This window comes from Fibrobacter sp. UWT2 (assembly GCF_900142545.1).
Taxonomy (GTDB): domain Bacteria; phylum Fibrobacterota; class Fibrobacteria; order Fibrobacterales; family Fibrobacteraceae; genus Fibrobacter.
The window spans coordinates 24,907-44,628 of record NZ_FRBF01000008.1 but is presented as its reverse complement, the minus strand read 5'-3'; the positions used below and the strand labels follow the sequence as shown (position 1 = coordinate 44,628).

The window sequence follows — 19,722 nt, the reverse complement described above, 5'->3', positions numbered from 1 at the left end:
ACTTCAGATGTCAAAAGCTATTGCCGGTCACAAGTATCGTCACTACAAAAAAGAAACAATGATCTACACCGTCGTTACGGCGGACGCACTTGACTGTGAATCGGTCAAGCCGCTTGTAGTTTACCGCAGCGAGTACGAAACGCCCGACCACCCGAAAGGAACCTTATGGGTGCGCAACCGCGAAGATTTTGAAAGCAAGGCGACGCTTGCCGATGGCACTGTCGTTGACCGCTTTACTGAAATTTAAAGGAAGGAAAACAAATGGATTTCAAGAAACTTTCTGCCACCTCTGCAGCACTTGCTTTGGGGCTTACAGATGAGCGTATCCAGCAGTAGTGCCGAATGCTTCACGAAAGGCATGGCAAACATTACTATGCGCAATATGGAGCGTACTTCAATTTCTTGCCCGAACAGCTACACGATATACGATTATGACTTGCAGATCTTATATAAGTGCGAAGGTACTGCACTTATCGAAATCGACATGCCTCCTTGCGAAAGCGACGAGCCTGAATCAAGCGCATCCGTGACCGCCCCCGCTGTAGATTACGGCACGCTCTCGGATTCCCGTGACGGCAAGAGCTACAAGACTGTCGTTATCGGCGGTAAAACTTGGATGGCGGAGAACCTGAACTTTTCAGCTTCTCCGCTGTTCCAGGCGGTTACCGCGCAAGCACCGGTCAATGCGATGGCGAAGGCACCAAGGCCTATTTCTGGGGCGTAAGCAGCAACACGCTTACATACGCATGGATACTTTCCAACCAATACGATTTGGATAGGGATTCGGGTCGCAAGGGCTATTACGCCTATTCTATCCGCTGCATCAAGAATTAAGTCTTGCGCTTGAATTCCGCCAAAAGCATTCCCACAATAATGGCGGCAGCACCCACGATGGCGATAGGCGTAATACGCTCGCCAAGGGCAATCGCTGCCGTAATCATGGTAATCAAAGGCGCCACATAAACGTAGTTGCTGGCAAGAACCGTACCGAGTTGCTTCAGCACATTGTTCCAAACAAGGTATCCGAACAGCGAGCAAAATACCGTAAGGCACAAAAAGTTAAATGCGACTACCGGCTCCATAAAGTTCTGCCAAGGAATATCAAGCACTTTCGACACATCGCCGCGCGCCTCGATGAACAAGGCGGGAATAGACATCAGTGTTCCGTAGAAAAACATCTTGCGCGTAATGAACAGCGAATTGTACTTGCCGTTTAACTGCTTCACGACTAGCGAATAAATCGCCCACATGACTCCGGCGCTGCAAGCAAGCAAATCGCCTACGGGCGAAAGCTTCAAGACAAACTTGCCGTTCAGCACCACCAGCACCATGCCAACGAATGTGACGAGGCACCCTAAAATTTGTCGCTTGCCGAGGCGTTCGCTCTTATAAATGATTCCTCCGAAAATCAGGATAAGCAACGGGTTCGCGCAAATAATGAGCGCCACGTTACTCGACGGCGAAAAAGAAAGCGCCGTATTCTCGGTCCAAAAGTAAAGCGTACATCCGGTAATGCCACTGATGAACAGAATCAGTTCATGCTTCCAGTTCTTGCTGCGGAATTGCTTGTGGCTTGCCGCCAAAAGAATCAAGTAGGTAATCGCAAAACGCAACGAGAAAATCTGCACCGCCGAAAAGCCATGATTCAAGAGCACCTTCGTGCTCACGAAACTCGTGCCCCAAAAGGTGATGGTAATAATGGCGAGCAAATGCCAAAAGGCGAGACTGTTGCGTGCAGGAATCATCAGGCGCAAAGATAGAAAAGCAAAGTCCTTGCCTATAAGAATTGCATCTAGCGAAATAACCAAGGACTTTGCCGACTATTCCGAGCAGGTTGTATTTCAACCTGCCCTCCATAGTCGCATACCGCAAAAAAAGCTTGCACCTAGTGCAAGCCTTTTTAAACTCCCTTGTTGCAAGAAGAGGATTAGTCGCGGAACTTCACCTGCTTGGTGCCCTTCACGACTTCACCGATCTGCACCCACTTTTCGCCCTTGGCTTCGAGGTGAGCGGTAACTTCAGCCTTGTCAGCCGGGTCGATGAAGATGAGCATGCCCATACCCATATTGAAGGTAGAGTACATTTCGTCCTTTTCGACAGAGCCGGCCTGCTGGATGAGCTTGAAGATCATCGGAGGATCCCACGTGGTGCGGTCGATAATCACGTCGACATCGTCCGGGAGGATACGCGGAATGTTGCCCTGGTAGCCCGAACCGGTGATGTGAGCGAGGCCCTGAATGATCTTCTTGTTGCAAAGATCGATGAGGCTCGGGTAGTAGCTGCGGTGCGGCACGGCGAGAGCTTCGCCGATGGACTTGTCCATGCCGTCGACCATGGTGTCGACCTTGTAGCCGGCCACGTCGAACAACACCTTACGGGCGAGAGAGTAACCGTTGGTGTGAAGGCCGGTAGAAGGCAGGCCAAGGATAATGGTACCCGGCTTGATCTTCTTGCCGTCAATGATGTTTTCGCGTTCCACGACACCCACGATAGTACCGGAAATATCGTAGTCGCCCGGACCGTAGAAGCCCGGCATTTCAGCAGTTTCACCGCCAATCAAGACGAGGTCGTTTTCGCGGCAAGCCTTGGCCATACCGGCAACGAGCTTGTCCATGACACCCGGTTCCAAACGGCCGGTAGCCACGTAGTCCAAGAAGAACAACGGACGTGCGCCCTGCACCAGAATGTCATCGCAGCAGTGGTTCACGATATCCTGACCCGGAAGTTCGTGCGTGCCCATTTCGATGTCGACCTTGAGCTTGGTGCCCACGCCATCCACGGAGCTCACGAGGACCGGGTCCTTCATGCCGAGGTGGTTCAGCGTAAAGAGGCCGCCGAAGTTACCGACGTCGCCCAAAACGCCCTGGTTGAATGTAGTACGTACGGATTTCTTGACACCGACCATTGCTTCGTCGGCACGTGCCAAGGATACTCCTGCGTCTGCGTAATTCATCTTTTATCCTTTTGCCCAAGTCTTGGGCACGTGTTAGCCCTTAATGGGCATTTTGTTTTTCATCAATATTTCTGAGCGCATCCAGAATGAGGCTGGTGGTATCGGACATCTGGTTGATGTTCACGATATCCGGCATCAAGTGGGTATCCAGCTTGAACAGCGTCTCGTCGCCCCAAGAGAGCATCTTTTCCAATGCGTCTGGGCCTGCCAGTTTGCCACACTTGGCACAGCAGATACGACCATCCTGGAAAGCAATAAAGCCCTTTTCGCCGTTACATTCGAACATCACTGTTCCCGTAACGCGGCTCTTTTCCATAGTCTGCGCAAAATCGATAAAGGGGAGCACCTTTGCGGAAGCAAGGAGCGAAAGCCTTTCGAATTCGTCGAAGGCCTTGTTCTTTGCACGCAGGCGGTCGGCCACCACCTTGTAAAGGTACACCATAATGTTCGGGTTCTTGTCCAAGAACTTCACGAACTCGTCGCTGGGAATGTGGAGCACCGTGGCGCCATCTTCACCGGCGACAACCGTATTGCTTGTAGGCTCGTTACAGATAATGGACATTTCACCAAAACATGTACCCGCCTCAAGCGTTGCCAGCGTATTGTAGTGGCCATCGGCCAAAAGTTCACCGCAAATAAAAGCGCGACCGCTCTGCAGCACGCAGAAAGAATCGCCAATAGATCCGCCATTAATAATGATTTCGCCCGGTTCATATTCGCGAATCTGAGCGTTCAAGAGCAAATAGTCGGCACAGTCCCTGGGCACCTGTTGCAAAAAAGGAGTCCCAAGTTCATAGTTGGCTGCAATCCAGTCACCAATACCTGTATGAGTTTTCATGGCCTAAAAGATAAAAATATTATGGTACCAATCAAAACCCTTTCGGGCAGAATCAGCCCCTTTTGTTGCCTTCTGTATACATTCCTGCAGATTTTGAAGCATTTCGGCAGGGTAAGCTACAGCGGACTCGTAAAAGTCGTTGCCGCCGCCAGGGCCCTTGCGGCCATCGTTCTGGCACACGCGTTTTTCCTTGAACGCCTTGATGTACTTGACGCGGGGTTCAGCGGCAAGCAATTCCTCCGGAGACCCGAACATCCCGGGATTTACCCACACGTCGGCACTATCGGCCACCTTCATGATTTCTTCCAACGTAAACTGAAGTTCCCGGCTAGTATCTGCCGCCCACAAGTAGCAGCCACCGGCATCCTTGATGAGGCGCGCGGTAAAGCTGTTGCCGCCCGGCGCATACCACACGCCACCGTAACTCATGCCCACTAACACATGGGGACACACCTTATTGTCATCCTGAGCAGAGCGGAGCGAAGACGAAGGATCTCTAGTAGCGTTGTAGGCGCTTTTACTTTGTTCAAAAATAGAATCTGCCAGGGCCTCAACGCCAAACATCATTCCGTACAACTTAATCCACTCCGCCTTCGCCAACGGAGAATCTTCCTGCCATTCAGAAGTAAGCATCAACGGGAGATTCAAGGCATCGATGCGTTCGTAGTCGTCATGTCCTCCGCCCGTGGCAAAGCTCATTACCAAGTCCGGCTGGAGTGCCACCAGCTTTTCAAGGGAAATCGTAGAACCACTCCCCACTTCGGCCACCTGGCCTGCAGCGACCCGGGCGTACAGGGCGCTATCGGCAATGTACTTGCCATCGCCCACGCCCACAATGCGGCTTTCCAGGCCAAGACGCAGCATATAGCCGATCTGCGCCGAAGAAAGGGCTACCACCTTTTGAGGCGCCTTCCCCAACTTGAAACGCTTTACCAGCGTATCGCGCCCCACAATGGAGCGGATTTCGGCAACGTTCTCATCGCAAAGCTTGCCGACTTTCAAGTTCTTGCTGAATTCCAGGGCTGGCAGTTCCCCGCAATCAGCCGTTTTCTTGGCCGGTTCGCCATTATTATTGCAGGCGTCCAACAAGAACCCCGAAAAAGCCAAAAAAAGCCCCAACGAGGCATTGACGACCATTTTTCCACAAAAATTCAACATTTTCAGGCCTCAAAAAGTGCGTAAATCGTTGATTTTTAACATCTTATGAAATTTTTTGTGCCAAAAACCCAAAACATAATGTATTTTATATGCCGGATACTAGCAATGGAATCTTTTATGAAAACAAAGATAGCCTCTTTTTTGAGCATTGTCGCTCTCAGCTTGCTCACCTTCGCCACTAGCTCTTTTGCTAACGAAGAAGAAGGATTTTACGAAAAGGACCACGTCCGCGGGTTCATTTCTGTAGGTGCCGATTACCGCGGCATGCGTAGCGAATACCAGAGATACGTGAACACGGTAGCACTTTACAACGGCTCCCATCAAATATCATATACCGTTGAAAACGCAGAAGATCCAACTAAATTGGATACGCTGACGGATTTCTTCAAAGGTTCTGCGCCCAACAATTACAAAAAATTCGATGACTGGTACCTGGGTCTGCACATCAACGTGGGTGCCCAGTACAAGCAGTTCCTGACCTGGATCGACTTCAATTTCATGCCCACGCAAGTATCCGAGCGTCCAGCTTCTAGTTACAAAACGAACGGTCCGAGTAATCCCATCGAAAGCACCACCTTCCCGCTTTACGACGTGGAATGGTTCACCTATGGAGCCGACTGGATGTTCGGTTGGAAGCTCTTTGGCGAAAATGCACCGATCAACCTGATTCCAGCGGTCGGTTTCGGCTTCAGCCTCATGAACATGCACTTTTCTTCGAACTATGATTTCGTTGAAGTCGGCAACGACGAAAACGTCCAAACTTTGCGCGATCGTTTCTACAGCACTTTCGCATCCACCGTCAATGCCGAACTGGAATTGCGTATCGAACTGGGTCGCTTAGCTTTGGGCGGTTATCTCGGTTACCGCTTCGTCCGTTACAATGACATGAACCACGAAGAGTTCACCATCAACTACGGCGCAAGCAAGACGCACCACACCGACAACGTAGGCGATACCTACTTCCTCGGTATCCGCGCTACGTGGTACTTCCTCTCCCGCTGGGAAAAGAAGCAACAAGATAAACTTTAATGAGCGCTCGCTCTCGCTACCGCCCCAGCTTAACGCCTGGGGCTTTGTTGTTTACGGAGACCGCTAATTTTTCACATTAGTTTAGGCGGCGAGGCGCTTGAGGATCGCGCCCCACCGCCACCTTTGGTCGAGGATTACGTCCTTTGTCAAAAGGATGTTCGCACTGAAAGAAAAATCCGCGTGGGGCGCCGCCGTTGGGATCGCTGTCCACGATTTTCTCCATGGCCACATAATGGGCACAAGTTCGCCGCAAGCAAGAATCCGTTTTCCAGCGGACCTTGTACTTCGCCTTCGGGTAGACAAAATCCCAACCCAGTACCAGCGTCGGGACGCCCATAAGCCGTAGCCTGTCCGGAAGCGGAGCATACTCGCCCTGCGTGCTTAAAAGCACCACCGCATCCAGCTTGCGGTACATGGCCATCAGCAAGGCATCTTCCATCAGCGACAGGTTCGGCCCCACACAGCCCGTTTCCGCAGGGTTATTGAAATGCACGCTGTAGCCGCATTCCATAAGGGTCTGCTCCAACCTGAACACGCCTTCGCAATCGCGGGCATACACATGCGGATCGCGATACGGATGATAGTAATGGGATTCCATTTCCAGTTTGCGGTAACGATCCCCCTCAAAGTAACGAATCGCCTGCATCTCCACCCAGAGCCTAAGGCTCCTGAAATCCAGACTGGAATGGAACCGGTGAACATTACGGTAGTAGTCGTTCACCTTCTTGAGCGTATAACCATCTAGGAAAAATCCTATACGGAGCGGTCTCGGCATAATACCTCCATCAAAAGACGTGCCTCTTTATTAACACGCTTTTTTTGGGGTACTGAATACCGTTTTTAGATGTTAAATTTTATATACAAACTATCGGACGCCATCAAACCGACTAAATAAGCTTCCGCTTTTTCAAGTCGTCCATCAACGAACCAGGCATCCAATCCTTGAGTTCATTGTACTTCGGGTCGTCCAAAGTCTTGCGCCACTGTTCCGCTTTCGCCTTGTCGCCCTTGTCGCTATAAATGCGAATCAGGTTCAGCACCGAGCACCAGTAACGAATGCTCTTGCCCGTGCGCTTCAAGTAATCGGCGGCACTCTTTTCATAAATGTCGGCAGCCTCGCCATAGCGCTTCAAACGGTAAAGCATGTCAGCCTTGATCTGCAACATGACCGGATGATTCGGAGCACGCTTGAGCCCGCGTTCGGCAAGCTTCAGGCCCGTCGCAAAATCTTCCTTGTCGTAATGCATCCAAATGAGCGGCGTCAGGAATAGAGGCCAGAAGCGTTCGGACTTCTGCGAGGCGCTGTCGAGAGTGGCCAAGTAAAGATCGCGGTTGTCCGACTTGAAGGGCACCCAGCTAAAACTCTTGTCGATATAGTAGGCGTAAATGGCAAAGAAAGCGCGGGCTTCCAGTTCCTTGGAATCTTCGAAAGCCTTCGCCGCAGAACGCGTCGTCATGGCGCCTTTGACCGAATGTCCCGTCTCGCCCTGCACGTAGCCAATTTCAAAACGACGGAGCGCATCCCACAGCCCTTCGGTCTTGCAAGATTCCAGAAGTTTCCCCGCCTTTATAAGCGAAGCCGTATCACCCTTGTCGTCATACACGCTGATACGCACCACGTTTTCGAGTACGCAACCGGCGCCCTCGTTTTCGGCACGCAACTGCTTAGAAAGTTCAAAAGCCTCGCCATAGCGCAACGCCATGGTGGCAGAAGTCGCCTTGGACCAAAGGGCCGCTTGCCCCTCGGAAAGGGCGAGGGTATTCTCTGCAAAACAAGCAACAGCAAAAACAGAAAGGGCTAAAAATATCGTCTTCAAGAATCGCATTAATCCAAATTTAGAAAATATGACAACCCCTGAAGCACCCAAAACCTGTTGATAAACTATGGATAAAAAAACTTAGTTCACGATTTATCCACAATGGAAAAGCGAATTTCAATACCCCCTGAAAACTTATTTTTTATTCCAAATTGGAATATAGAGAAGGCCCCCTATTCGGGGGCATTTCCAGGGTCAAACACCCCTCCTTAACCTGTTGACAGGCAACAAGTTAGCAGATGCAATCTTGGACAAATGTGCCAAAATTTCGCAAAATTCCCCAAAAATACGGAATTGTTTCTTAAACCTTACATCCATTTTTGCTATTGCCTGGCCACGCAAAATTATCTATAACTGGGGTAGAGGCTCAACAACTTATCAACATATAAACAACAATATATCATTTAAAACCAGGGATTCGGGAAAAACAAAAAGGAATAACACACGACGGAGGTCTTATGAAACTTTTCCATAAAACATCTGCATTGTCATTCTACATGATCCACTCCGGCTTCATGGCATTCAAGGCCCGCGTCAAGGAAGAACTGGACGCAACCGGAGGCGGAAACCTGGACGACCTTTTGGACGACGACAGCCTGCACGCCTATTACCGCAACGGGGATTCCCCGGACTACGTCGCCGCCTCGCTTTGGAACCCGGTGCTCGAAGAAGACTAGCCCGCTCTAAGCGTTTCACTCTCTCCCTCCTAGAAACAAAAATTCCCGCAGTGAGCCTACTGCGGGAATTTTTTGATACCTTTCGTCTGTAGCCGCGAAGCGGCGTCCTTTCGTCTTACTTAGCCGGGCAGCCTTCGACGGTTTCGAACTTGCCCTTGTTCACGGTCACGATCTTGGTGTTCATGTTCATGCCTCGCTTGAACTTGATTTCCCCATACACGCCATGGAAGTTTGCGGTGTAGTTGATCAGGTTCGTGAGGCTGTTGGGCTTTTTCTCCATGGAGCTGAACACGATGTTTGCAGCGTCATAGCTGAGTCCGCTCACCCTGTCTTCGCCCGGTTCGGCACCCCAGCGTTCCTTGAAGTCGCTCACGAACTTCTTGAGGCCGTCGTTGTTGCCGCCCATATCCATGGCAGGCACGCTAAAGTAGGAACTGTCGACCTGGCGCTTGCCCTGGATCAAGAGTTCGCGACCGTACCAGCCGGAAGCACCGAGCAGCACGCCCGAAATCTTGTTGAAGGCCACCTGGCCCGCCATGAGGCCTGCATCACCCGGGTTCGTTGCCGGAATGAAGATACCCGGAATGTTGAACGTGGAATCCTGCATATAGAAGCGGCGTTCCTTGGCATTCACGGCATCAAGGTCACTTGCGCCGCGGGCAATGTTCTGGCGGCGGTTCAACTGCTTGAAGCGAACATCACGCAGCAGGCTGAATTCAGTCTTGTAGTCGGGGCGACCTTCTTCGTAGTTACGGAAGGCGATCACGGAACCGCCGCGGCGTTCCACGGCAGTGGTAAAGCTCTGCGACATCGAGGCGCCATAGCCACCGAGCGGGCTCAAGATAGCGTATTCACGAATGTTCAAGCACTTGGTCGCAAAGTCGGCGATGCTCTTTGCCAGGTTATCCATGGTAATGTTCACCTGGAAAATGTTCGGGCCCATCTTGGCGATACCGTCGTCGGTAGCGGTCGGGGTAAGCATCGGGATATTCTGGAAGTTGCTGCCGAGCCAGGCGGCAACGGTTGCGGCCGGGGCACTCATAATGGGGCCGATGATTGCAACAATGCTATCCTGGTTGACAGCCTGCTGGGTGCGGAGGAGCGCCTGGGCGGCGTCAGCACGGGTGTCTGCCACGCGCAGGTTCACCTTGCCCTTGAGTCCGGCCTTTTCGTGAGCGAGAATCACGCCCTGAATGGCCGCCGAGCCAAATTCGGCATAGTCGCCGGACAACGGGGCGAGCACGAGCACCGTCGGCATACCGGCGCCGCGGTCTTCCAAAGATTCAAGTCCCTTCTCGGCGGTGTTGGAAAGGTTTTCGGCTACCCCACCAGCCACAACCTTCTTGTACCAGTAGCGGGCGGCGCGGTAGCGCTTGGAATTCTGACATTCACGGCCAATCTGCAGCTGCATCCAGCCCACGATGTCCTTGTCGACCGGGTACTTTTCCAAAAGAGCCTGCAACTGGTCGGCAGTCAACAGCGAAGCGGCGAGCGTCTGAATGGCCACATCCTTGGTACGGCTGCGGGCGGCCGGGTTCTTGGAGTAGGCCAGAATGCGGAGCATCGCTTCAACGCCTTCGTAGACGTTACCCTTTTCAACCATCACGATGGCATTTGCCAGTTCCATACGTTCGCGATACACCGTGTTCACGTAGTATTCCAAGAAGCGGGAAGAAAGCTTCAAGGCTTCGTCGCGCTTGTGTTCGCGCAAGTAGCATTCCGTGAGCATCACGGCAGCCTTTTCGCCGGAGGACTTACGGAAACTGGACTTGTAGACTCTCTGGAGGGGAGCAATGGCCTCGGCGCACTGCCCGTTCTGGATTAAGTTCTTTGCCTCACGAATTTCGTCCTGGGCAAAAGCGGAAGCGGCAAGCATTGCCACCAAAGCAAAAGGTAAAAGACGTTTCATATACTAGGATTCCGCAGCGGCTTGAACCACGTCGTGTTCTTTCTTGATTTGTTTTTGGAGAGATTCAGGGAGCTTGGCCCAGTCCATGACATCGACCCGGAACGGGAGCCCGCTATCCACAAAAGCCTTTTCTACAGCAGTCATCGCTTCAAAAGAAAGGCGGCTTTCAGAAATAACCACCAGCTCCAGTTCCGTATCGGGAGTGAGATCCACTCCCGTCACGCGGGCTCCATGCGCCCAAACTTCCAACCCTTCAAAATGAAGAGCCAGGATCCTCTGGACCTTTTCCAAATGATCAGATTCAATACATAAAGCCATACGGGGTCAAATATAGTTAAACTCCAAAATAGATTTACTATTATTAAAGCATGATTGCATTCCTATTCATACTGCTTGCAGCCCTTGTACTGATCTTTATCAATGTCAGTTCCACTGCCAAAGGTAAAATCGGGATAATTATTGGCGCATCCGTTTTATTCCTTATTCTTGTGGGCATGTTTTTTAGAGGCACCTTTATCGGAAGTTGCCTAGTCACGTTTTTTGCCGTCTGGATTCCAAACTCTCTAATTCTTTACATTCCCTGGACGCTGTACAGAATCGGCTATTATTTTACGCAACCCCATCACTTGAGCCGCCACAAGGTTCGCCGCGTAGGCCGCTGGCTTGCTGGAATTTCTATTGCCGTCACGTTCATGTTCATGGGCTACGGAATGCAGCATAACGACGAATACAAAACCAACCTGCTCACCGTAGATTTGCCCTCCCAGTACACCGAAAGTTTTACTGCCATATTCTTTAGCGATATCCACGTGGATCCGCTCTTTGATACGCAAAAGCTCGAAAGGTTCATTGCCCAAGTCGATTCCATCAAACCCGACTACTTGTTATTCGGCGGTGACCTCGCAGATATTACCACCGAAAAGATGGACCACGCGGGTTACGATAGTTTGTTCAAAAGACTGACCGCCGGAGCGAAAGTGGCGGCAGTTGCCATCAACGGAAATCACGAAGCGTTCATGGCGAACTCGGACAACAGCCCCGAAGAATGGATGCGCAAGGTAGGCTTCGTGGTGCTCGACGATTCTACCGCATGCCTTGGCGAAGTCTGCTTCACGGGCCGTACCGACTTTATGGTCGCCCGCGGCAGAGACGTTGAACGTAAGCCCCTTAGCGAACTCACTCCCGACTCCATCAAGCTCGTGGAGCACCCCAAGGATTCCACAGATTCCGTAGCCACGGTCGCACAGGATTCTAACGCCGATTCGCTCACAGACACAACTGCAGCAATTGCCGCGCAGGTTACTTACGATACCGTTGTCGTAAACCGCCCCTGGATTTTGATGGATCACCAGCCCAAGGGAATTGAAAAAATGCATGCCGGCAGGCTTCCGGACTTCGCGCTTTCTGGACACACCCACGACGGTCAATTCTTCCCCATTACCTTTATTATTGACTACGTGTGGAAACTCGCCTACGGCAAGGGCGCTCTCGGCGGAGTCCTTTGGCTCGTGAGCTCCGGTTTCGACTGCTGGGGTCCTCCGGTACGCGTAGGAAGCGACTCCGAAATCTGGGTCATCAAGTTCAAAACGAAAAACCAAGAAAATCAGTAAAAACTTCAAAAGCGCCAAACATGGCGCTTTTTGATATTAAAAGAAATGTGACGATTGATTATTTGAATGACAGAATCAAAATTCAAATAATCGATCAGGGAACTTCGCTGAACTTCTGAGCATCAAAATTTCAGTAACAACAGTCGTTTCTTTTCCATTTGAGATAACAGATGTTTTCATAGACTTAAAGTTGCCTTCACCATCATAAGTAAAAGTTGTTAACACATTTTTTTCTGCATCAACAGATTCCATTTTTTCTATTCGCTTTCTCTTAGAATCATAGAACAAAGTTCCTTTATCACCCTTGATCGAATACAAATTCTCCGAAACAAATTTAGGTTCTTCCCATTCACCAGAATCCAATGGGTTAAACTTCGCATAAGACAGAGCCTCTAAGGACTCGCCATTATACGGAACAATCTGAAACTTTTTCGTATTTAAATCAACAACCTTCATTCGATTGCCATTAATGATACTTCGTTGGTTCAAAAAAGAAGCTTTTATTTCTGAATAGACCTTTGATTTTCCTTTTTGAACAATATACACAGAAACAACCTGAGAACCAAACGCAGAATTAACTGTAGTACGAATCTTCATCTCAGAAGAATCTCTATTAGCAGCACTTTTGTTTAAGCTCATGCGCACTTGATCGAGTGTCAACGAGAATGAAGACATGGCAAAAAAACACAAAAATAAAGCTATCTTTTTCATGCTTTAGTCCTTAATACAACGAATATTATAACTCCCTATTACAGAATCAAATTCCATTAGCATGCAAAATATAATTCGATTGTTCACATTTTCATAGTCAGCTGTAGATGACAAGAAAAAGCCACAATGCCCTTCATAAGAGCTTTCATACGAAAAATACCCCGATGGCAAAACAGAAAAGCCACACACATTAACACCAGCCCCCCAGTTGCTATTTTCCCATCCGTCAACAGACTTTAACCTTGAGGCGGCAATTTCGGAATCCATCCCCCCAACATAGGATGCCAATTTTTCCCATTCAGCTAATTTAGGCAAGTGCCAGCCGGGCGGACACACAGAATCAATAAAGTCCCAATTTATGGTATCACGTCCTGTATTCCGATCCTGCCAAGTATACCTATACAATCTGCCGTATAGTTCACACTTCGACTCATCCTTGCCCTGGCAAATACTGCCCACTGCATTGTAGTTCAGATTCTCGGCCATCCATACTTGCTCACCAATAGTCGTGTACTTGTATTCCTGACCATCTCGCTCGTCTACAAACGTGCCACGGTTCGGCATACCATAGGCGTTTGTCCCCTCAGCCGGGCACACAACACTTGCATCAAAATCATCGACTACACTAGATTCACCAGAATCAGTCGTGCACGCCGTCAAAAGCAGCACCGCACCAGAAAATAACAGTTTCAGGAAGTTGTTCATTTTTTCCCTAGATCAATCTTTAATACAACGGATAGAAAAGTTATCTCTATCTATACCATCTAAATTACTCACCCATGATTTATTCGAATAAAAGTATATCGTGACAAGCGTTCTATATGAATGCGGAGCTTTAGTCGCCGACCACAATTCAGCAGTATACCCCTTTCCACTTGTGTTAGATGAAACTGCCGATTTAAGGGAAAAACCACAATCATCTGTACCACCGAGAGGGTCATCTCGATTTAAGGGATGCCACCCATCAACAGCCTTTAAGCGTTCTCCCGCAATTTCAGCCCCACCCATTTTTTCGATTAATTTATCCCATTCTTTTTGTTCTGGCAAATGCCAGCCCTTGGGACAAGCCTCCTGAACAACATCATACGAATATGACAATCCTCGCCCATCACAATTATCTTCTACTGAGCTGCAAGATGATGAATACGCATCATACGAGCCAGACTCCATTTTATAATTCAAGTTCTCGGCCATCCACACCTGATTGCCAATAGTCGTATATTTATATACTTGCCCGTCACGATCGTCAACAAACGTGCCTCGTTTGTTTTCCGGACACACCCTGCGGGCGTCAAACACCTCCGGTTCTGTAGAACTTTCAGAACAAGCCAACAAAAGAAAACAAAAGAAGACTATTGCAATGTTTTTCATCAACAACATAATACGAACAAATTTAAAAAAAGCATCCATTTTTACTCAAGTAATTATTTAAATACACAACAAGTATCAAAAATAATACAGCAAAGGCTCCCTCGCGGGAGTCTTTAAAATTATTTCAAGACTTTGTTATAGACTGCGATTTGACGCTCGATGATTCCGTCCCAGGTAAAGCATTCGTTGATGCGCTTCTGGGCGCCGGCGAGTAATTGCTTTATGAGTCCGGGCTCGGCGGCGAGGCGCTTGTAAGCGTTTGCGAGGGCCTCGGGGTCTTTTTCAGGAACGAGGATTCCCGTTTCGCCGTCAATGACAACGTCAGGGATTCCGCCCACATTGCTTGCCACAATCGGGAGGCCGAGTTCCATGGCCTCGATGAGTACGACGCCGAGGCCTTCGGTGTCACCCTTGCTGTCGACAATCGCCGGGAGCGTGAAGACATTGGCAGTCTTGTATTCATTGGCGAGCGCTTCGGGCGAAAGCTTGCCGGTGAAGATGATTTCGGCGGAATTCGGGGCCGCAGACTCCGAAGCGAGTCTTTTCAAATCTTCGGTCAAATCGCCGACACCTACGATGCGGATTTCGAACTGGTCGCGGGGCAGGTACTTGGCCGCTTCAATCAGGTAGCAAATGCCCTTGCGTTCAATGTGGCGCCCGACAAACAAGATTTTGAACTTGCTGTTTATCGGATGCGGTTCGGCGTTCCCCGTCCCCGTCTCTAAAGTTGTGCCATACGGGCTCCACTCGACATCGACATTGCGGAGCGCCTTGATTTTGCTGGCGGTAAAACTCGAGTTCGCAAACACGGCTTGCGCCTGGCCGATTGCAAATTTAAGGAGCGGCTTGACCCATTTCTTTTTGCGAATCAGCAGAAGCTCAGCGCCGTGAAAATTCAACACCAGCGGAATCTTGAACAACTTAGCGGCACCGAGCGCGATGTAGGCATGCGGAAACGGCCAATGCGCATGGATGATGTCGGGCTTAAACTTGCGGCAGATTTTAATGCACTTGAAGAACCCGCTGATGATATAAGGAATCGCGAGCAGTTGAAGCCAAGGCTTGTTCGCCATCTTGCTGGGAGCGCCTTCTTCGTGCGTCAAGAATTCCCAAGAGGCGGGCGCATAGCGGAAGCGGTTCACCTTCACGCCATCGATTTCGTGGCTTTTGAGTCCCTTGTAAGACGGAGCCAGAACTTGTATATCAAGCCCCGCTTTCTTGAGATGCGCAATGGAAGTGCGTAACCAGGGGACTTCTGCGTCTTCGTGAAAACGCGGGTAGACCGAACCGATAACAAGAACCTTCGAGACAGCCATAACTATACAGCGGCAGTGGCCTGCGGAGTCAAATTCTGGATACAAGCCGGATAAAGAATCGGCTTTATGTTTCTATCCAAAATATCCTTGATGTTTTCAAAATGGTCAACAGCGGCCTTCTGTTCTATACGGCCCTTGACGCGTTGCCAGCCGTCAAGCTTGGAATCAAGCATCAGCATCCCAAGTCCCGACTCATGTTCCAGAAAGCCCACAATATCGCTTCCGCGGCTCCCGCTACTCAACACGGAGAAAAGGGCTTTCCAAAATTGATTGAACTTTTCGTCTTCAGGCATTTCCTTGCGCAAGGTCTCAAAGTCGAATTCCAGATAAACAAACGAGCTATCATCCTCATCGCTGCGGATAATTTCTTCTTGACAACGCCTTTCAAAGATCTCTTCGGTATAGATAGAGATATTATACTTGTGTTTTCGTATCAAATTGTAGAGGAGCTCTTTCATCATCGACTCAAATTTAGGCTATTTTTATATCATGCAACGATTGTTAAAATTGAAAAAAGTGCTCAAGAACAGCATTTTGGCGACCTCCGTCGAAAATTTCAAGGGTATCAGGGCCGGAACCGCAAAATACCGCCACCTGACCGCAGACGAAATCCAAGTTCTTGAAAAGAATGGCAACCGCTCCGAATCCTGGGACAAGATCATGGTCGAACCCGACTTTGATCCGAACCGTATTATCCGTTCGTCGTTCATGGGCGAAGTCTACTTGCCCAAATTCTTTGGAACACTCCTGTTGCCAGGAGACGTGTCATTCCCCACAGGCATTTACGACAGTCTTGTACACAACTGCTTTATCGAAAACGCGCTGGTCCACAAGGTGGCCATGCTCAGCAACATTCTGGTGCGCAGCAGTGCGGTCGTCCAGAATGTGGGTTCCATTATCAGTAGCGGAAAAATCAGCTACATGATTGGAAACTACATGCACGTGGGTAACGAAATGGGCGGACGCAAAGTCGCCGTATTCCCCGAAATCACCATGGAACTTGTAGAAGCCCAGCTGTTCCACAAGCCGGACCCCGAAGTCACGGCAGCCTTCGAAGAACAGCTCAAAACCTACCGCGAAGAGACCGCATTCCCCTTCGGCGTCGTAGGCAAGGGCGCAGTCATTTGCAACACCAACATCATTCGTAATAGCTGGATTGGCGCCCACGCCCGTATCGAAGGCGCCGAAAAGATCCGCAACTCCGTGGTGCTTTCTTCACTCGAAGAACCGAGCCACGTTTACGATTCCGTGATTCTCGAAAACTCCAACGTGCAAAAGTCGGTCACCATCCACACCGGCGCCGAAGTGCAAGGTTCCGTACTCATGAACCGCACCACCGTTGCCTGCAAGGCAATCGTGAAGTCTTCGATTATCGCCCCTTGCTGCCATATTGAAGAAGGCGAAGTGAACAGCTCCTACATGGGTCCCATGACCCAAATGCACCATCACTCCCTTTTGATTGCAGCCCTTTGGCCCGACGGATGCGGCAACTTGGGTTACGGCGCCAACGTAGGCAGCAACCACACCGGCCGTATGCCCGACCAGGAAGTCATGCCCGGCCAAGGCATGTTCTTCGGCCTGGGAGTAAACATCAAGTTCCCCGCGAACTACCGCGAATCACCCTTTACCTTGATCGCTACGGGGCTCACCACGCTCCCGCAGCGCGTAAAGTTCCCCTTCTCGCTGATTCGTCCGGGCGACCCGCAACTGGTAAATGTTCCGCCCCGTCTGAACGAAATCGTACCCGGCTGGAACTACGCTCGCAACGCCTACGCCCTCGACCGCAATCTTTACAAGTATTCGCTGCGTGGCAAAGGCATCATACCCTCGGCGTTCTACAGCATTTTCAATCCGGACACCGTGCACTATGTCAGCGACGCCTACCAGCGTTTGCAAGTGAGCAACATTCGCGACATTTACACCAAGGAACACATCGATGGCCTGGGTGAAAACTTCATGCGCGAACGCATTCGCCAGCAAGCGATCAAGACATACCAGGAATACCTGGAACGCTATGTTCTTGAGCTCATTATTACTTTGGTCGTAAACGATCCCGGTTTGCAAACGCAACCCGTCAAGGAACTGCGCCGCATGGCAACAAACGACATCAACAAAGATGCCATTCGCGTTGTCACGTTGCCCGAAACCTTCGACGAATTGCTCAAGCGTTACCGCCAGCTCGAAAAGGACTGGTACGAACGGGTGACTCACGGACTCGACAAGGATAACGAACGCGGCCGCCAGATTTTCGACGACTACGATGACGCACACCCGATCGACAAGGGATTTACCGAATGGGAAAAGGCCCGAGTCGAAGAGAAATTACGTCGCCTGAATTCCATCGCTAAAACGAACAAGCCCGAATAATGTCACCCTGGCTTTTACTCGGAACGCTCCTCGTTATTGAATTCGTGGCTCGCCTGCTGCTTGAAATTCGCGAGCGCAGGCTTACACAAGTGTCCGGAGGATTTTTCGCCGTACTGCGCCTGATTCCTCTGATCAACGACATCGTGCCGCTGCCCGAAAACCGCAAGGAACCGGCTGAAAACGAATTCGTGAAAAAGCACGAAGAAGGCCACAAGGAATTGCGCCATAGTATTTTGCGGAACCTGGCAAAAGTAGCATTGCTGCTTTTGGCCGTATGGCTTTTCGCCTTTTTGCTCGCAAGCCACGGCATGTCGCTTGTACAGTCCATTCTTTGGCTGCACCTAGCCGCCATTCCCTTCCGCACCGTATTCCACTTGTACTGTTGGCACCAGGAATACGAAGCCGACCGCTACGCTTTCGAAAAGCTTGGCAAGAAAGTCGCCAAGGCCGCCATGCGCGATCTTGCCGAATGCGAAATTCCCTATACGAAATTGTTCGCGGTGGTTTACCGCGAACACCCGACTGTCGCTATACGCAGTCAAAGGATTCTGAACAAAGAAATCAAAGCGGCTTAATCAAGCACGGGATTCGCGGCCAAGCGCAAGGATAATCGCATTCACCACGAACGCGGCAATCATCAAGATATCCCCGGTATGCGAGCCAAGCGAACCCGGTAATGCCGGACACAGTTTACCCGCGAGTGCCAAGATTCCGCCTGTCACAATGGCAGCACCCACAAACTTGGGCTTTGCCTTAAGGCCCAGAAGCCCCCACAGAATCGGCACTGTAAACGCCCCCGCATAAACCGCAAGCGCCAACAGGAGCGTGCCAATAATGTCAGTGAATACAAGCGCCAGAATCAAGGCAAGCAAGCCGTTCATCAAGATAACCACGCGAGCCTGGAGCAGCGAGGGCTTGCGGCACAGTCCGTTAATGATAATAGAACTGCTCAAAAGCGTGGTATCGGCACTGCTCAGCACCACACTCAAAAGCGCAAGCGCAAATATCGGCAAAAGTGCCGGCGGCAATACCGCATTGGCAATCGCCGTAATGCGGGCGCCCTGCACGCCTACGAGGCTCACACCATAAACTGCCAGGAAGCCGATTACGAATGCAACGGGAATCAAGACACATGCCGCCATGCCGATCGCCTTCTTGGCCGTCGCTGCATCTTTCGCGCAGAACATGCGGCTGTAAATATCGGGACCTGCCGTGTACGTAGTGCCGTAAGTGAGAATCAAAAGGAACAAGTCGAGCGGCGTGAAATTCGTATTGAACGGGAACTTGGGTGCCACGCTAGTCGTAGCGCTAGCCACCACACTGCCAAACTCGCCGCCACCAAACTTCGCAAAGCCCGCAAGCAACAAGAGGCCCGCAATAATCAGGCATGCCTGCAAAAAGTCGGTGCGCAAAATCGAAACTTGGCCACCCGCAAGCGTATAGCCCGTAAACACCGCCGCCGATACAACTGCCGCCGTCATATAGCCCATCGAAGTAAAAGTCATCAGGAGCTTAGCCGCTGCAATAATCTGGGCGGCCACAATGCCTGTCCACGCAACCGGAATCACAAAAGAGGCAACCAATCGCGGGCCCTTGCCGTACAAGTTTTTGACCAAGTCCGGCAGCGCGTATTTGCCATGACTGTAGGCACGGCCCGCAAACGGAATCAGCGCCAACAAACCAAGCGCGCCCACCAGCATGAACCAGCTCGCGGCCCCGCCGAGTTTTGCGCCGCTATCGACGGCGCCAATCACGGCCGACCCGCCAAGAATCGTCGCCACAAGGCTACCGGCTACCGCCTTCGCCGACGCCCCTTTGCGCGCCACGAAAAAATCGGGAATGTCCTTTACGCGCCGCGCACTACGCACCGCTATTGCAATCAAAAACACCAGGTAGATAATTAAAGCAATATTCATGTTTTCTGTCATGCCCGCAACAGCGGGCATCTCCATTTTGTGAAACAAAA

21 protein-coding genes and 1 pseudogene are annotated in these 19,722 nt (G+C 50.6%); 8 read left to right on the top strand and 14 right to left on the bottom strand.

The window, feature by feature from the left end; all coding sequences use genetic code 11:
* Positions 1-7: 7 nt before the first annotated feature.
* The 3 genes and pseudogenes from BUA40_RS07335 to BUA40_RS14905 all read left to right on the top strand — a co-directional run bounded on the left by BUA40_RS07335 (position 8) and on the right by BUA40_RS14905 (position 834).
* Positions 8-247: a DUF1653 domain-containing protein gene (locus BUA40_RS07335; protein WP_083585330.1), complete on the top strand. Its 240-nt coding sequence runs from the start codon at positions 8-10 to the stop codon at positions 245-247.
* A 69-nt stretch (positions 248-316) separates the two neighbouring features.
* Positions 317-604 (top strand): annotated as a pseudogene (locus BUA40_RS14370) (hypothetical protein); the annotation flags it as partial.
* A gap of 8 nt (positions 605-612) precedes the next feature.
* Entirely contained in the window at positions 613-834 is a 222-nt protein-coding gene (locus BUA40_RS14905; protein ID WP_072799986.1) for a fibrobacter succinogenes major paralogous domain-containing protein, read from the top strand.
* Here the strand turns inward: BUA40_RS14905 and BUA40_RS07320 are convergent.
* The 4 genes from BUA40_RS07320 to BUA40_RS07305 form a co-directional block, all read right to left on the bottom strand.
* Positions 831-1,745: a DMT family transporter gene (locus BUA40_RS07320; protein ID WP_072800081.1), complete on the bottom strand. Its 915-nt coding sequence runs from the start codon at positions 1,743-1,745 to the stop codon at positions 831-833. The two genes, BUA40_RS14905 and BUA40_RS07320, sit on opposite strands and share 4 nt — an antisense overlap.
* Before the next feature lie 182 nt (positions 1,746-1,927).
* Positions 1,928-2,953, bottom strand: a complete 1,026-nt coding sequence (purM, locus tag BUA40_RS07315) for a phosphoribosylformylglycinamidine cyclo-ligase (protein WP_072799985.1) — start codon at positions 2,951-2,953, stop codon at positions 1,928-1,930.
* A 40-nt stretch (positions 2,954-2,993) separates the two neighbouring features.
* Positions 2,994-3,791 (bottom strand): cyclic nucleotide-binding domain-containing protein, encoded by a 798-nt coding sequence (locus tag BUA40_RS07310; protein WP_072799984.1) that lies wholly within the window; start codon positions 3,789-3,791, stop codon positions 2,994-2,996.
* 3 nt (positions 3,792-3,794) lie between these two features.
* The gene (locus BUA40_RS07305; protein ID WP_072799983.1) at positions 3,795-4,949 is read right to left on the bottom strand and encodes an ABC transporter substrate-binding protein; all 1,155 of its coding nucleotides are present in this window, start codon (positions 4,947-4,949) and stop codon (positions 3,795-3,797) included.
* A gap of 117 nt (positions 4,950-5,066) precedes the next feature.
* On the opposite strand from BUA40_RS07305, the gene BUA40_RS07300 reads away from it, so the two are divergent.
* Positions 5,067-5,978: a hypothetical protein gene (locus BUA40_RS07300; protein WP_072799982.1), complete on the top strand. Its 912-nt coding sequence runs from the start codon at positions 5,067-5,069 to the stop codon at positions 5,976-5,978.
* Between the two features lie 76 nt (positions 5,979-6,054).
* Here the strand turns inward: BUA40_RS07300 and BUA40_RS07295 are convergent, their stop codons facing one another.
* Both BUA40_RS07295 and BUA40_RS07290 read right to left on the bottom strand, forming a co-directional pair.
* Entirely contained in the window at positions 6,055-6,753 is a 699-nt protein-coding gene (locus BUA40_RS07295; RefSeq protein WP_072799981.1) for an NYN domain-containing protein, read from the bottom strand.
* Positions 6,754-6,865: 112 nt separating this feature from the next.
* A complete protein-coding gene (locus BUA40_RS07290) occupies positions 6,866-7,804 on the bottom strand; it encodes a tetratricopeptide repeat protein (protein ID WP_255369240.1) in 939 nt (312 codons plus the stop codon).
* 449 nt (positions 7,805-8,253) lie between these two features.
* On the opposite strand from BUA40_RS07290, the gene BUA40_RS07285 reads away from it, so the two are divergent.
* Positions 8,254-8,472 carry a hypothetical protein gene (locus BUA40_RS07285; RefSeq protein WP_072799980.1) on the top strand — a complete coding sequence of 73 codons (219 nt, stop codon included), beginning with the start codon at positions 8,254-8,256 and terminating at the stop codon, positions 8,470-8,472.
* Positions 8,473-8,587: 115 nt separating this feature from the next.
* Here the strand turns inward: BUA40_RS07285 and BUA40_RS07280 are convergent, their stop codons facing one another.
* Positions 8,588-10,381 carry a penicillin-binding protein activator gene (locus BUA40_RS07280; RefSeq protein ID WP_072799979.1) on the bottom strand — a complete coding sequence of 598 codons (1,794 nt, stop codon included), beginning with the start codon at positions 10,379-10,381 and terminating at the stop codon, positions 8,588-8,590.
* Between the two features lie 3 nt (positions 10,382-10,384).
* Entirely contained in the window at positions 10,385-10,699 is a 315-nt protein-coding gene (locus BUA40_RS07275; protein WP_072799978.1) for a DNA polymerase III subunit beta, read from the bottom strand.
* 50 nt (positions 10,700-10,749) lie between these two features.
* Here BUA40_RS07275 and BUA40_RS07270 point away from each other — a divergent pair, with 50 nt between their 5' ends.
* Positions 10,750-11,991: a metallophosphoesterase gene (locus tag BUA40_RS07270; protein WP_072799977.1), complete on the top strand. Its 1,242-nt coding sequence runs from the start codon at positions 10,750-10,752 to the stop codon at positions 11,989-11,991.
* A gap of 75 nt (positions 11,992-12,066) precedes the next feature.
* Here the strand turns inward: BUA40_RS07270 and BUA40_RS07265 are convergent, their stop codons facing one another.
* The 5 genes from BUA40_RS07265 to BUA40_RS07245 form a co-directional block, all read right to left on the bottom strand.
* Complete coding sequence (locus BUA40_RS07265) at positions 12,067-12,702, bottom strand: hypothetical protein (RefSeq protein WP_072799976.1); 636 nt, start codon at positions 12,700-12,702, stop codon at positions 12,067-12,069.
* Between the two features lie 3 nt (positions 12,703-12,705).
* Complete coding sequence (locus BUA40_RS07260) at positions 12,706-13,407, bottom strand: FISUMP domain-containing protein (protein ID WP_072799975.1); 702 nt, start codon at positions 13,405-13,407, stop codon at positions 12,706-12,708.
* 12 nt (positions 13,408-13,419) lie between these two features.
* Positions 13,420-14,112, bottom strand: a complete 693-nt coding sequence (locus BUA40_RS07255) for an FISUMP domain-containing protein (RefSeq protein WP_083585329.1) — start codon at positions 14,110-14,112, stop codon at positions 13,420-13,422.
* Between the two features lie 80 nt (positions 14,113-14,192).
* Positions 14,193-15,389 carry a glycosyltransferase gene (locus tag BUA40_RS07250; protein WP_072799973.1) on the bottom strand — a complete coding sequence of 399 codons (1,197 nt, stop codon included), beginning with the start codon at positions 15,387-15,389 and terminating at the stop codon, positions 14,193-14,195.
* Positions 15,390-15,391: 2 nt separating this feature from the next.
* The gene (locus tag BUA40_RS07245) at positions 15,392-15,850 is read right to left on the bottom strand and encodes a hypothetical protein (RefSeq protein ID WP_072799972.1); all 459 of its coding nucleotides are present in this window, start codon (positions 15,848-15,850) and stop codon (positions 15,392-15,394) included.
* A gap of 28 nt (positions 15,851-15,878) precedes the next feature.
* On the opposite strand from BUA40_RS07245, the gene BUA40_RS07240 reads away from it, so the two are divergent.
* The gene (locus BUA40_RS07240) at positions 15,879-17,756 is read left to right on the top strand and encodes a DUF4954 family protein (protein ID WP_072799971.1); all 1,878 of its coding nucleotides are present in this window, start codon (positions 15,879-15,881) and stop codon (positions 17,754-17,756) included.
* Positions 17,756-18,331 carry a M48 family metalloprotease gene (locus BUA40_RS07235; RefSeq protein ID WP_072799970.1) on the top strand — a complete coding sequence of 192 codons (576 nt, stop codon included), beginning with the start codon at positions 17,756-17,758 and terminating at the stop codon, positions 18,329-18,331. Before BUA40_RS07240 ends, BUA40_RS07235 begins: the two co-directional genes overlap by 1 nt.
* Here BUA40_RS07235 and BUA40_RS07230 read toward each other — a convergent pair whose 3' ends face one another.
* The gene (locus BUA40_RS07230) at positions 18,332-19,720 is read right to left on the bottom strand and encodes a sodium:solute symporter family protein (protein WP_143149723.1); all 1,389 of its coding nucleotides are present in this window, start codon (positions 19,718-19,720) and stop codon (positions 18,332-18,334) included. It abuts the gene before it with no gap.
* Positions 19,721-19,722 lie beyond the last annotated feature (2 nt).

Bases quoted from the DNA above. Each gene is read 5' to 3' on its own strand.
- BUA40_RS07250 (WP_072799973.1), bottom strand. From the start codon at position 15,389: ATGGCTGTCTCGAAGGTTCTTGTTATCGGTTCGGTCTACCCGCGTTTT.
- BUA40_RS07270 (WP_072799977.1), top strand. From the start codon at position 10,750: ATGATTGCATTCCTATTCATACTGCTTGCAGCCCTTGTACTGATCTTT.
- BUA40_RS07255 (WP_083585329.1), bottom strand. From the start codon at position 14,112: ATGGATGCTTTTTTTAAATTTGTTCGTATTATGTTGTTGATGAAAAAC.
- BUA40_RS07290 (WP_255369240.1), bottom strand. From the start codon at position 7,804: ATGCGATTCTTGAAGACGATATTTTTAGCCCTTTCTGTTTTTGCTGTT.
- BUA40_RS07280 (WP_072799979.1), bottom strand. From the start codon at position 10,381: ATGAAACGTCTTTTACCTTTTGCTTTGGTGGCAATGCTTGCCGCTTCC.
- BUA40_RS07305 (WP_072799983.1), bottom strand. From the start codon at position 4,949: ATGTTGAATTTTTGTGGAAAAATGGTCGTCAATGCCTCGTTGGGGCTT.
- BUA40_RS07295 (WP_072799981.1), bottom strand. From the start codon at position 6,753: ATGCCGAGACCGCTCCGTATAGGATTTTTCCTAGATGGTTATACGCTC.
- BUA40_RS07245 (WP_072799972.1), bottom strand. From the start codon at position 15,850: ATGATGAAAGAGCTCCTCTACAATTTGATACGAAAACACAAGTATAAT.
- BUA40_RS07320 (WP_072800081.1), bottom strand. From the start codon at position 1,745: ATGATTCCTGCACGCAACAGTCTCGCCTTTTGGCATTTGCTCGCCATT.
- BUA40_RS07260 (WP_072799975.1), bottom strand. From the start codon at position 13,407: ATGAACAACTTCCTGAAACTGTTATTTTCTGGTGCGGTGCTGCTTTTG.
- BUA40_RS07265 (WP_072799976.1), bottom strand. From the start codon at position 12,702: ATGAAAAAGATAGCTTTATTTTTGTGTTTTTTTGCCATGTCTTCATTC.
- BUA40_RS07285 (WP_072799980.1), top strand. From the start codon at position 8,254: ATGAAACTTTTCCATAAAACATCTGCATTGTCATTCTACATGATCCAC.
- purM (WP_072799985.1), bottom strand. From the start codon at position 2,953: ATGAATTACGCAGACGCAGGAGTATCCTTGGCACGTGCCGACGAAGCA.
- BUA40_RS07335 (WP_083585330.1), top strand. From the start codon at position 8: ATGTCAAAAGCTATTGCCGGTCACAAGTATCGTCACTACAAAAAAGAA.
- BUA40_RS07300 (WP_072799982.1), top strand. From the start codon at position 5,067: ATGAAAACAAAGATAGCCTCTTTTTTGAGCATTGTCGCTCTCAGCTTG.
- BUA40_RS07235 (WP_072799970.1), top strand. From the start codon at position 17,756: ATGTCACCCTGGCTTTTACTCGGAACGCTCCTCGTTATTGAATTCGTG.
- BUA40_RS07240 (WP_072799971.1), top strand. From the start codon at position 15,879: ATGCAACGATTGTTAAAATTGAAAAAAGTGCTCAAGAACAGCATTTTG.
- BUA40_RS07275 (WP_072799978.1), bottom strand. From the start codon at position 10,699: ATGGCTTTATGTATTGAATCTGATCATTTGGAAAAGGTCCAGAGGATC.
- BUA40_RS07310 (WP_072799984.1), bottom strand. From the start codon at position 3,791: ATGAAAACTCATACAGGTATTGGTGACTGGATTGCAGCCAACTATGAA.